The sequence below is a fragment of the Methylophilus sp. DMC18 genome, assembly GCF_056314005.1.
Genome location: NZ_JBQUZE010000004.1, coordinates 166,177 through 177,902 on the forward strand (window position 1 = coordinate 166,177; position 11,726 = coordinate 177,902).

The 11,726-nt window shown below is 54.9% G+C and carries 10 protein-coding genes; 2 read left to right on the plus strand and 8 right to left on the minus strand.

All coding sequences use genetic code 11. The annotated features are described in order from the left end of the window. Window positions 1–13: 13 nt before the first annotated feature. Both ycaC and ACT53G_RS10755 read right to left on the minus strand, forming a co-directional pair. Entirely contained in the window at window positions 14–646 is a 633-nt protein-coding gene (gene ycaC / locus ACT53G_RS10750; RefSeq protein WP_313984604.1) for an isochorismate family cysteine hydrolase YcaC, read from the minus strand. A gap of 99 nt (window positions 647–745) precedes the next feature. Further along, entirely contained in the window at window positions 746–1,606 is an 861-nt protein-coding gene (locus ACT53G_RS10755; protein WP_313984601.1) for a pirin family protein, read from the minus strand. 114 nt (window positions 1,607–1,720) lie between these two features. Here ACT53G_RS10755 and ACT53G_RS10760 point away from each other — a divergent pair, with 114 nt between their 5' ends. Together ACT53G_RS10760 and ACT53G_RS10765 are read left to right on the plus strand one after the other, a co-directional pair. Further along, window positions 1,721–2,611, plus strand: a complete 891-nt coding sequence (locus tag ACT53G_RS10760; RefSeq protein ID WP_476169394.1) for a LysR family transcriptional regulator — start codon at window positions 1,721–1,723, stop codon at window positions 2,609–2,611. 271 nt (window positions 2,612–2,882) lie between these two features. After that, window positions 2,883–4,859, plus strand: coding sequence for a putative bifunctional diguanylate cyclase/phosphodiesterase (locus ACT53G_RS10765; protein WP_476169395.1), 1,977 nt, complete (start codon window positions 2,883–2,885; stop codon window positions 4,857–4,859). Here ACT53G_RS10765 and recG read toward each other — a convergent pair. The 6 genes from recG to ACT53G_RS10795 are packed head-to-tail and all read right to left on the minus strand — an operon-like array spanning window position 4,856 to window position 11,652. Then, on the minus strand, window positions 4,856–6,919 hold the full coding sequence (gene recG, locus ACT53G_RS10770) for an ATP-dependent DNA helicase RecG (protein ID WP_476169396.1): 2,064 nt from the start codon (window positions 6,917–6,919) through the stop codon (window positions 4,856–4,858). The genes ACT53G_RS10765 and recG overlap by 4 nt on opposite strands. A gap of 15 nt (window positions 6,920–6,934) precedes the next feature. Beyond that, a complete protein-coding gene (locus ACT53G_RS10775) occupies window positions 6,935–9,151 on the minus strand; it encodes a RelA/SpoT family protein (protein WP_194749636.1) in 2,217 nt (738 codons plus the stop codon). Window positions 9,152–9,157: 6 nt separating this feature from the next. After that, window positions 9,158–9,373, minus strand: coding sequence for a DNA-directed RNA polymerase subunit omega (gene rpoZ, locus ACT53G_RS10780; RefSeq protein WP_194749635.1), 216 nt, complete (start codon window positions 9,371–9,373; stop codon window positions 9,158–9,160). Window positions 9,374–9,417: 44 nt separating this feature from the next. Further along, on the minus strand, window positions 9,418–10,029 hold the full coding sequence (gene gmk / locus ACT53G_RS10785; protein ID WP_379076847.1) for a guanylate kinase: 612 nt from the start codon (window positions 10,027–10,029) through the stop codon (window positions 9,418–9,420). Then, entirely contained in the window at window positions 10,029–10,763 is a 735-nt protein-coding gene (locus ACT53G_RS10790) for a proteasome-type protease (protein ID WP_379073957.1), read from the minus strand. The genes gmk and ACT53G_RS10790 overlap by 1 nt, the downstream gene beginning before the upstream one ends. Before the next feature lie 52 nt (window positions 10,764–10,815). Then, on the minus strand, window positions 10,816–11,652 hold the full coding sequence (locus tag ACT53G_RS10795) for a transglutaminase family protein (RefSeq protein WP_476169397.1): 837 nt from the start codon (window positions 11,650–11,652) through the stop codon (window positions 10,816–10,818). Window positions 11,653–11,726 lie beyond the last annotated feature (74 nt).

An 11,726-nucleotide genomic window follows, 5' to 3' on the forward strand; every position in this document is an offset into this window, starting at 1 on the left:
CGCTTGCAAAGCCTTAAGGGTTGGCGGCAGACAAAGCATGGTAAGACGTCATCAAGTTGCGGTAATCTGGAATATGGTTGGCACAAAGGGCACCCAGGCCTTCAATATCGTGGCGCCAGTCGCGCTGCAGTTCACAGGCCACGCCAAACCAGGTCATCATGTGTACCCCGGCGGCTTGCATGCGTTGCCAGGCGGCATCGCGGGTGAGGGCGTTAAAAGTGCCTGAGGCATCGGCGACTACAAATACTTCAAAACCGGCTTCAATGGCTGAGAGTGCGACAAACGCGACACAAACCTCGGTGACGACGCCAGCAATAATGAGCTGCTTTTTACCTGTCGCCTTGATGGCCTGTACAAAGTCCGGGTTATCCCAGGCATTAATCTGGCCGGGGCGAGCGATGTAGGGCGCATCGGGGAACAGTGTCTTGAGCTCTGGCATAAGCGGGCCGTTGGGGCCGGTTTCAAAGCTGGTGGTTAGGATGGTGGGCAGGTTAAAAAATTTGGCGGCATCGGCCAATGCAAGCACATTGTTTTTAAAGCGGTCTGGCTCGATATCGCGTACCAGTGATAATAAGCCAGCTTGGTGGTCTACCAACAATACGGCAGCGTTGTCACGGTCCAGACGGGTGTAGGGTGTATTTTTCATAATGTAATCCTCTCGAGATGTGGTTGGCTGGGTTACCGCCGTCTGTACTGCTGGTTGACGGCGGTGCCTGCTGTTTTATGTGATCAAGATGCCTGGCCCTTAAGCCGTGGCAAAACGGCCCTGGTTGTAGTCATTAATGGCCTGGTCGATTTCCTCCCAGCTATTCATGACAAAAGGACCATGCCCGATCACCGGCTCATTGAGCGGCTCACCATTGAGCAATAGCAACGTGGTGTCTTGCTGGGCCTGCAATACCAGTTCAGTCCCTTCACGCTGCATCACGGCCAGCTCACTAGGGCGGATGGTATGCACTTCACCGGTTTTCACTGCGCCATGCAACACAAAAATCGCCGTCGTGTGCCCCTCAGGCAAGGTGAAGGTAGTGCGTGTCCCGGCGTTGAGGCGTACATCCCACACGTTCATTGGCGTGAAGGTCTTTGCCGGGCCTGGGTTGCCGTCATATTCACCGGCAATGACACGTACCTTGCCTGCCTCTTGCGGCAGAGTGACCTCAGGAATCTGGGCATGGGTAATGCCTTGATAGCCTGGCGCGGTCATTTTGTCCTTGGCAGGCAGGTTGACCCATAACTGGATCATTTCAAACGGACCGCCTGTGCGGGCATAGTCATCGCCGTGATACTCCTCGTGAATAATGCCTGAGCCTGCAGTCATCCACTGGACTTCCCCCGGGCCGATGGTGCCGCCCGCGTTGGTGGAATCATGGTGCGAGACCTGGCCATCGTAGACGATGGTGACCGTCTCAAAGCCACGGTGCGGGTGTTGGCCGACGCCTCGTCTATGTGCTGTTGGCTCAAAGCTAGTGGGGCCTGCATAATCCATCAGCAAAAAGGGTGAAATATCACTGGCGATATCGCGGTAAGAAAAAATGCTTTGTACCGGAAAGCCGTCACCGACCCAGTGGTTGCCGTTACTGCGTTTGATAAATGCCAGTTTTTTCATGGTTTGCTCCTTGTTCAGGGGTGTGCGTGATTGCATGGATCACACTATAGACAGATGACAATCAGGTGACTAGATGGTTAAATGTGAAATTACTTTTCATTTAGTTGAATAATCATGGACTTTAACGAAGCGGCGGTATTTGTCAGGGTGGTGCAGGCCGGCAGCTTTAGCGCGGCCGCCCGTCAATTGGGATTACCGACGTCGACAGTGAGCACGCGGGTGGCAAGACTGGAGCGGCGGCTGGGTGTGACCTTGCTGCAACGCACCACGCGCCGTTTGCACCTGACCGAGGCGGGCAGCCTGTATTTTGAACATGCTTCGACCGGGCTGGGGTATTTAATGGAGGCAGAGGCCGCACTTGATGAGGCCAGGCAACAGCCGCAAGGGACATTGAAAATGACGGCTCCGGCGGATTTGGGCGATGCGCTGTTGGGACATTTGCTAGCCGAAACGCAGGCGCGGTATCCGGCATTGTCACTGGAGCTGTGGTTGACCGAGCGGTATGTCGATTTGGTCGCAGAAGGCGTGGACGTAGCGATCCGCATGGGGGAGTTACGCGACTCCAGCCTGATTGCCAAATCGCTGGGGACCATACAATGGGCGTTATTTGCCAGCCCGGCTTATTTGCAGCAGGCCGCGCCTATCAACTCTCCGGTCGAGCTGGCACAGCATCCCTGTGTGCAGTTTACGCCCATGGGGCGGCATCATTGGGAGTTGCAGCGGGGCACCAATCAGATCCGGGTGCCGTTGCCGGGTCAGGTGTTGGTCAATAATATCGGTGTTGTCAAAACCATGGCCGAGAGCGGGCAGGGGGTGGCTTTATTGCCAACCTTTATTTGTCAGGCGGCAGTGCGGCAGGCTGGCTTGCAACGTCTGTTGCCAGAGTGGCGTGGCCAAGCTGATGCGGTGCACCTGGTGTATCCTAAGCAGCGCTTTATGCCACCCAAGCTACGCGGGTTTATTGACCTGGCAGTGACTGCCCTGAAGCCATTGTTTGTGGCCTAGCCGGACACGAATTCTAAAGACTGCCTCCCGCAATCCCTTGAGGGGACTCACTTTATTTCTACAGGCGCTGTAGATGCCCCCGTGACCCGGGGCGACTGAAGTTACGCTTGCATCACTGACATTTCTTAGTATTTTTTTGCCATTCTTCAGCTAAAAATCGTGGCTTGGCTGCTGTCATTTTGCGTTTTTTGGCGCATGATACCAAGATAAGCAATTAAAGTATCAGCCGCTTTTAACCGTTGTTAAGACATTAACAATTATAGGCAGGGGGATGCGTGCGTTGAACAACACCACGGCAGAATCATCAGCGCTACACATTGAAATTGTGGATATGCTGTATGGCAATAACCGCAGGTCATTACTGGCTGCGTTTATTGTCATGGCTGCGTTGCTGCTCGTGCAACGGCATTTGATCGCCTCACCGATTCTGCTGATTTGGAGTGTACTTTTTCTGCTGGCCTATGGCGCACGTGCCTTTTTAACCTACCAATATGCCAAAGACCCGGTGCGTGAGGCACATACCCGGCAATGGTTGCAGTGGTTTCGCGCCACCTCTCTGTTTTGCGGCATCGCCTGGGGTCTTGCGGGGATCCTGCTGTTTCCCGAGAGCGATACCGAACATCAGGCCTTTTTAATCTTTGCGCTGGTGGGTGTCTGCGGGGCAGGCATCGTCATTTATTCGGTGGATACCACGACGAGTAATCTGTTCACGGGTGGGATTTTGTTGTTCATGATTCCACGCTTTGTGCTACATGGCACACAGTTGTCGCTGGCGCTGGCGGTGCTATTTATAGTCTATGTGATTTATGTGACGGTGGCTGGCCGCAGCCTGGCCAGCAGTTTGCGTGACAATATCATGCTGCGCATCGCCTCTAACCTGGACAATAAAAAAGTCCACCAATTGGCCTATTATGATTTTTTAACCGGGCTGCCTAACCGCCGTTTGTTAACGGATAGGCTCAACCAGTCATTTGCACGCTGTGCACGGCACAAAAGTTATGGTGCGGTCATCTGCCTGGACCTGAATAATTTTAAGGGCCTCAATGACAGCAAAGGCCATCAGGCTGGCGATGAATTGCTACAGCAGGTGGCGGCGCGCTTATCCTTGAGCTTGCGCAAACGCGATACGATTGCACGCATGGGCGGCGACGAATTTATTGCCGTGCTGGATGACCTCTCTAAAGATAAGGCTGAGGCGGTGGTCGCAGCGCATCGGGCGGCTGAAAATATGATGGCGGTATTTTCTGCGCCGTTTGAGCTGCAAGACAGTTTGTACCGCACCTCGCCCAGTATCGGTATTTGCCTGTTTATGGGGGATCACTTCGACGAAGCCGAGGTGTTGCGTCGCTCAGATATTGCCATGTATCAGGCCAAAAAATCGGACAAGCTCAACAGTATCCAGATGTATGACGAGACGCTCCATCCCGCCATTGAGCAACGTGCGTCGCTTGAGAATGAGCTGGCATTTGCCTTGCAGGCCAATCAACTGTTGTTGTATTACCAGGTGCAGGTGAATGCGGATCAGCAACCCATTGGTGCCGAAGTCTTGTTACGCTGGCAACATCCGACACTGGGCATGATTCCGCCCGACCAGTTTATCCCGATTGCAGAGGAGACGGGCGACATTGTGCCCATCGGGCATTGGGTGCTGGCCCAGGCCTGCCAGCAACTCAAGCATTGGGCAGATTCTGCACACACGGCTGGACTTAAACTATCCGTCAATGTCAGTGCCAAGCAGTTTAGTCAGCCCGACTTTGTGCGGCAGGTGACAGAGATTGTGCTGGCCAGTGGCTGTGATGCGCGCCACCTGTGCCTGGAGTTGACCGAGAGTCTGATTGTGAAAAACATTGATGAGGTGATTGGCAAGATCAAGGCGCTCAAAGCGCTGGGCATCACCTTCTCGCTGGATGATTTTGGCATAGGCCAGTCTTCATTGTCGGTATTAAGACGTTTGCCGCTGGATGAACTCAAGATCGACCGCAGCTTTATTAAAGATATTGCGCATAACAACTATGATTCATTCATTGTGCAAACCATCATCAATATGGGCAAAAATCTGAGTCACTCTGTGATTGCCGAAGGCGTGGAGTTACAGCAGCAGATGACCATGTTGCAGCATATGGGCTGCCAACGTTTTCAGGGCTATTTGTTTAGCAAACCGGTGCCACTGGCCGAGTTTGAAGCCTGCTTGCAGGCGATTCTGACGCAGCCTGAGGCTTTGGCCAGATTGCAGACTGGCCTCTATTAAACCTTGATCCACTCTTCCGCCTGACTTAACCAGCGTTGCAAATGTGCGCTCACCGCTGCAGGGTCTGTCTGCAGCAGTTTTTCGGCCACGGGCTTCGCCGCGTCAAGCAGGTGCTCGTCCCGTTCCAGGTCGGCAATTTTGAGCATGGGCACGCCGCTCTGACGCGTGCCTAGCAGCTCGCCCGGGCCGCGAATATGCAAGTCGGCTTGCGCAATGGCAAAGCCATCATTGCTCTCATAAATCACTTTCAGCCGTTGGCGGCCAATTTGTGAGCATTGCTGTTTGCTATATAGCAGGATGCAGGTACTTTTTGCAGCACCGCGGCCGACGCGTCCACGTAACTGGTGCAACTGACTCAGGCCCATGCGTTCGGCGTGTTCAATCACCATTAAACTCGCATTCGGTACATCCACGCCGACCTCAATCACGGTGGTGGCCACCAGCAACTGAATCTCATTGCCCGCAAACGCCTGCATGACGGCCTGCTTCTCTACCGGTTTCATGCGGCCATGCACCAGCCCGACCTTGAGGGTAGGGAACACCTGCTGCATATAGGCAAACGTGTCATTGGCGGTTTGCAATTGCAAGGCCTCAGACTCTTCAATTAGCGGACACACCCAGTAGGCTTGATGTCCTTGCGTGCAGGCCTCATAGACGCGCTGCAAAATCTCTTCACGTCTGTCATCCGCCACCAGTTTGGTGACGATAGGGGTCCGGCCCGGCGGTAGTTCGTCTATCACCGACACATCGAGGTCGGCATAGTAGCTCATGGACAAGGTGCGTGGAATCGGCGTGGCCGACATCATGAGCTGGTGCGGTTCCAGCGCCGTGGCTTGTCCGCTGGTCGCGCCTTTTTTTCTAAGGGCCAGCCGCTGGCCGACACCAAAGCGGTGCTGCTCATCCACAATTGCCAACCCCAGTTGCTTGAACTGCACTTCGTCTTGAAAAAGCGCATGTGTACCCACGGCTAACATGGCTTCACCATTGGCAATCATTGACAGTGACTGCTCACGTTCCCTTTTTGGCTGGCTACCTGTCAGCCAGGCCAGCGTGATGCCCAAGGGCTGTAACCAGCTACTGAGTTTCTTGTAATGTTGTTCGGCCAGGATTTCGGTCGGCGCCATCATCGCCACTTGCCAGCCGTGTTCGATCAGTTGTAGCGCGGCCAGGCAAGCGACGATAGTTTTGCCACTGCCAACATCGCCTTGCAGCAAGCGCTGCATGGGGTAGGGCTGGCTCAGGTCCTGGCGGATTTCTTTCACCACTTTTTGCTGCGCTGCGGTGAGCTCAAACGGCAGCATGGCGAGCAGGCGGTCAGCCAGCGCATGGGTGTCTGCAATCGCGGGGGCTGTGGCGCGTTTGCGCCGGGCATAATGCTGGCGCATGGATAACTGTTGGGCCAGCAACTCGTCATAAGCCAGGCGTTGCCAGGCCGGATGGCTGCGGTCTTCCAGGCTGGAAAGCGGGCTGTCTGGCGAGGGTTGGTGCAGCAAGTGCACGCTGCTGGCAAAGTCTGGCAGGGCCAGGGAGGCATATACCCAGGCGGGCAGAGTTTCGGTTAACAATGCAGGCTGCAATACCAGATTGACCGCTTTGCGCAGGCTATTCTGGCTCAAGCCTGCGGTGGTGGGGTAGACGGGCGTCAGTGCCTGATTGACGGGCGTTTCTTCACTGACTTTGCGTTGGGTGGGGTGCACCATTTCATAGCCAAAAAAGCCGCCACGCACTTCACCAAACACGCGTAAGCGCTGGCCTGGTTGCATGAGGGCGATCTGGCTGGGATAAAAATGTAAAAAGCGCAAATGCAGGATGCCGGTGTCATCTTGCAGGCTGACATTGAGGGCTTTGCGCGGTTTGTAGCTGACCTCCTGATGCACCACCACACCTTCAACCTGCGTTTGTTCACCCAGACGCAAATCGCGGATGGCGGTAATGCGCGTTTCATCCAGATAACGCAAGGGCAAGTGCAGCAGTAAGGCTTCGGCCGAGGTAATCCCCAGTTTGCCCAACTGGCTGCGCAGGGCAGGCGACAGACCTTTGATTTCGCTCAAGGGACGCATGCGGTCAAGTCAGGCTTACTGGATGCGCTGCTCCACCTGGTTGCCTTTGACGCGGTTGATACGCACGATCTGCTGGATCTTGCGCAGGTTGCGGATCAAGGTAGCCAGATGCACTCGGTTGTGGACCTGCAAGGTAAAGTTGACGTTGGAGTACTGGCTGCCGTCGCTGGTCTCCACACTCACATTGTCAATGTTGGCTTCTGCATTGGAAATGGTGGCCGCAATCTTGGCCAGCATGCCGCGCTCATCCACCACCGTGATACGCAAGTTGACGCTGAACAGTTTTTTCGGATCCGCATCCCATTCCACATCCAGCCATTTTTCCGGATCCAGCCGGAATTTGCGGATGGCGGGGCAATCATGCGTGTGAATGACCAGGCCTTTATCTTTATTGATAAAGCCCAGAATCGGGTCGCCAGGAATCGGGCGGCAGCAGGGCGCAAACTGAACAGCCATCCCCTCGGAGCCGCGGATGGTAATCGTATCGAGTACCTTGCCGGTTTTATCTTCGGTTTCGGCTGGATGGGCCAGCAGCTGGTGCGCTACCATCAGGCTGTTACGTTTGCCGAGGCCGATATCGGTCAGAATGGCCTGGCGCGTTTTGCTGCCATAGTCATTCATGACTTTTTGCCATTGTTTGTCGCTAATGTCGCCCGGCTCGATATGCATGGCGCGTAACGCCACATTAAGCATACGCTCGCCCAGTTGTGCCGACTCTTCCACCTTGACCGTTTTCAGGTAATGGCGGATATGCGAGCGCGCCTTGCCCGTCACCACATAATTGAGCCAGGCCGGATTGGGTTTGGCCAGCGGTGCAGTAATGATTTCCACATGGTCGCCATTGCGCATTTCACTACGTAGCGGTGCCAGCTCATTATTGATCTTGACCGCGACACAGCTATTGCCCACATCAGAGTGGACGGCATAGGCAAAATCCACCGCCGTCGAGCCACGTGGCAAGGCCATGATGTTGCCTTTGGGCGTAAACACATAGACCTCGTCCGGGAACAGGTCGACCTTGAAGTTCTCCAGAAATTCGTGGCTATCGTCGCTTTCGGTCTGGATTTCCACCAAGCGTTGCAGCCACTGGTGGGTTTGTTGTTGCAGCTTGGTCAGGTGGGCATCGGTGGTTTTATACAGCCAGTGCGCGGCCACCCCGGCATCGGCAATGTTGTGCATCTCCTGGCTGCGGATTTGTACCTCAATCGGCGTGCCAAACGGGCCAAACAGGGTGGTGTGCAACGATTGATAACCGTTGGCCTTGGGGATGGCAATATAGTCCTTGAAGCGGCCGGGAATAGGTTTGTAAAGCGCATGCAGCGCCCCTAACGCCAGATAGCAGGCGGCGTTGTCTTTGACGATGACGCGAAAACCGTAAATGTCGTTGATTTGCGACAATTTCATCGATTTTTCGCTCATCTTTTTGTAAATACTGAACAGATGCTTTTCGCGGCCCTGTACATCGTACTCAATGCCGTATTGCAATAGCTGGTTCTGGATGGCCTCCAGGATCTTGCTGATCACTTCTTTACGGTTACCGCGTGCCAGCCGGATGGCTTTGTCGATCACGTGGTAGCGGTTGGGGTATAAATACTTGAGGCTCAGGTCTTCCAGCTCATGGTAAATCGGGTTCAGGCCCAGCCGGTTGGCAATGGGCGCATAAATATCCAGCGTTTCACGGGCGATGCGCTTTTGCTTTTCTGGCCGCATGGCGTCCAGTGTTTGCATGTTATGCAGCCGGTCGGCGAGCTTGACCAGGATCACGCGGACATCCTGGCTCATGGCCAGCAGCATTTTGCGGAAGTTTTCCGCTTGTGCCTGCATGGCAGTTTGCAACTCGACCTTATCCAGCTTGGTCAGGCCGTCTACTAGGTCAGCCACTTGTTTGCCAAAGCGCTCGGCAATGGCGGCACTGTCGACTTCGGTATCCTCAACCACATCATGCAGCAATGCGGCCAGCAGGGTAGGCAGATCCAGGTGCAGTTTAGCCAGAATACAGGTCACCGCCACCGGGTGCGAGATATACGGTTCACCGGTTTTGCGGGTTTGTCCCGCATGCGCCTGGTCGGCATAGCGATACGCTTGCCAGACCAGTTGCACTTCTTCTTCGTTGAGATATTTGCGGATCAGCTGGGTAAGGGGGGAATCCTCACGGTCAGCGGGGAGCAAGTCCGCTTCGCTCAGCGGCGGTTTGGACTTGCGATGGGCATGGTCGCCTTGGGTGTGGGGCATGGCTGCTTAAGCGTGGCCCTTTTTCTCTAAGATCTCTACACCGATTTTACCGGCAGCAATTTCACGCAAGGCAATCACGGTCGGTTTGTCTTTTTGTGAATAACCACTGACGAGTGGATCGGAACCATTGGCCAATTGTCTGGCGCGATAAGCCGCGACCAGCGTCAGTTGAAAACGGTTAGGGATGTTGTCCAAGCAATCATCGACAGTAATACGTGCCATAAAAACCTCTATCTGTGTGAACCTGAAGTGCGGCGTGCGCCGGCTTAGGTAAGGGATTGAATCAATGACGCGTGGCAGGCTACCTGGCGGTTTAACTGCAAGCGCTGGGCGCGAACAATCGCCATCAGATCCTGCAAGGCCACGTCAAAATTATCATTAATTGTAACATAATCAAACTCATGCACGTGACGCATCTCCTCACGCGCGGCGGACAGCCGTTGTGCAATCACGGCTTCACTGTCCTGGCCGCGGCTGTTGAGGCGGTGCGCCAGCGCTTCGATGGAAGGCGGCAGAATAAAAATAGAGGTCGCGTTGGGGAATAAGGTTCTAATCTGCTGTGCGCCTTGCCAGTCGATTTCGAGGATCACATCGCGGCCGGCAGCCAGGGCGCCTTCGACTTCGCTTTGCGCGGTGCCATAGCGGGCGCTGTGCACATGCGCGCTTTCCAGAAAACCGCCGGCGTCTAGAATCTCCAGAAACGCGGGCTCTGAAACAAAATGATAGTGGATGCCGTCTTCTTCACCCGGACGCGGTGCACGCGTGGTGTGCGAAACAGACAGTTTCAGGATCGGGTCTTGCGCCAGCATGGCGCGCACCAGGCTGGTTTTACCGGCGCCAGAGGCGGCAGAGATAATAAATAAATGGCCGTGACTCATCATGCACACCATTCAGGGTCAGGCAATGAAGAGAACACGGCTTTCAGACCCTCGCTCCAGCCTTTACGGATGCTGGCATAACAAGGGTCATCTTCTGTCAGGCGTTGCCGTTTGCCGGCGCTTAAAGTATCAGTTCGGTATATCATCAAATCAATCGGTAAGGCCACAGAAATGTTACTGCGGATGGTGGAGTCAAAAGAAATCAGCACGCATTTTACCGCATCTGCGACATTGGTTTGATGTTTGATCACGCGATCAATGATCGGCTTGCCGTATTTGGTTTCACCAATTTGCAGGTAAGGCGTATCCGGGGTCGCTTCGATAAAATTACCGGCGGCATACACATTAAACAGCCGTGGCTTTTCGCCCTTGATTTGCCCTGCGACCAGTACGCTGGCACTAAAGTCTATGCCGTGCTCCTTGAGTGCTTTGCCGTCACGCTGATGCACGCTGCGCATGGCTGCACCCACCACGCTGGCGGCTTCAAACATCGAGTGCACATTGTGCAGGTTGGCATGGCCTTCTGCCGACTTGAGTTGTTCGCGGCACAGGTTGACCACGGATTGCGTGATCGCCAGATTGCCTGCGGTCAGCAGCACAATCATACGTTCGCCCGGCACTTCAAACACATGCATCTTGGGTGCAATCGCCACCTGGTCCACCCCGGCATTGGTGCGCGTGTCTGAGGCCAATACCAGACCTTGTTCAAGCAGGATTCCTACACAGTAAGTCATCTCAAGTCAGTCATTTATCAAGTTAACAAATATCATAGCATGCGAGTACTTGCTATTGCTGGGCGGCTTGTGCCTGCTCACGTAATTGCTGTAAGTGTGCCTGCCGTTGCGCTTCGCTCAGCGCTGTCTGGCGGTTGACGCTCACCATGCTGGCCATGCCTTCCTGGCCGCCACCCATACGTGAGCCAGTCACCGGACTGGCACTGCGGTAGTCGAGACCGACCGCCAGTTTGACATGGGTTTCATCCACCGGAATACCATTGGAGACATCCAGCCCCAGCCATGTCTCTTGTTGCCAAACTTCTACCCAGGCATGGGTTTGCATCAGGCTGCCATCCTCGGTAAACAGGTAACCACTCACATAACGAGCGGGCCAGCCCAGGCTGCGGCAGCAAGCGATAAAAGCATGCGCATGGTCCTGGCAGACGCCCTTGCCCAGTTCAAAGGCGAGGGCGGCGGGGGTGTTCACTTCGGTGGCGCCCTTGCTGTATTGCATGCGGTCGCGCAAGGCCTGCATCATCTCTTGCGCGGGCGCATGGGCAAAATCTTTCGCAAAGGCCATGATGGCATCATCGGGCTGGGTGAGGGGCGTGTCTCGCAAAAAAACAGTCACTGGCAAGGTTGCCGTGTCTACGATTGTCGCGGCACCTGTGTCGACCTCACCGCTCACCGTGATCAATAAAGCCTGGTGCGGCTGGTCGACGACCAGCGTGTGCGCCAGGTTGCCAAACGCATCTGCAAACGGGGTCAGCTGCCCGGCTGCCTTGATCTCCCAATGTCTGACTTGCTGGCGAGGGTCGGTGCGGGGTGTCAGGCGCAGTTGCTGTATGGTGTATGGCACCATTTCGCTGTACACATATTGGGTTTGATGTTCGATGGTTAACCGCATGTCGCTTCCCAAATAAAAAAGCGCAGTGCTGTCTTAGAGCAATCTGCGCATGAGGGGTTCATGGCAATCGTGTG

Coding starts and splice junctions, on each gene's coding strand:
- gmk (WP_379076847.1), bottom strand. CDS start 10,029: ATGAGTCACGGCCATTTATTTATTATCTCTGCCGCCTCTGGCGCCGGT.
- ACT53G_RS10795 (WP_476169397.1), bottom strand. CDS start 11,652: ATGCGGTTAACCATCGAACATCAAACCCAATATGTGTACAGCGAAATG.
- recG (WP_476169396.1), bottom strand. CDS start 6,919: ATGCGTCCCTTGAGCGAAATCAAAGGTCTGTCGCCTGCCCTGCGCAGC.
- ACT53G_RS10775 (WP_194749636.1), bottom strand. CDS start 9,151: ATGCCCCACACCCAAGGCGACCATGCCCATCGCAAGTCCAAACCGCCG.
- ACT53G_RS10760 (WP_476169394.1), top strand. CDS start 1,721: ATGGACTTTAACGAAGCGGCGGTATTTGTCAGGGTGGTGCAGGCCGGC.
- ycaC (WP_313984604.1), bottom strand. CDS start 646: ATGAAAAATACACCCTACACCCGTCTGGACCGTGACAACGCTGCCGTA.
- ACT53G_RS10790 (WP_379073957.1), bottom strand. CDS start 10,763: ATGACTTACTGTGTAGGAATCCTGCTTGAACAAGGTCTGGTATTGGCC.
- ACT53G_RS10765 (WP_476169395.1), top strand. CDS start 2,883: ATGCGTGCGTTGAACAACACCACGGCAGAATCATCAGCGCTACACATT.
- ACT53G_RS10755 (WP_313984601.1), bottom strand. CDS start 1,606: ATGAAAAAACTGGCATTTATCAAACGCAGTAACGGCAACCACTGGGTC.
- rpoZ (WP_194749635.1), bottom strand. CDS start 9,373: ATGGCACGTATTACTGTCGATGATTGCTTGGACAACATCCCTAACCGT.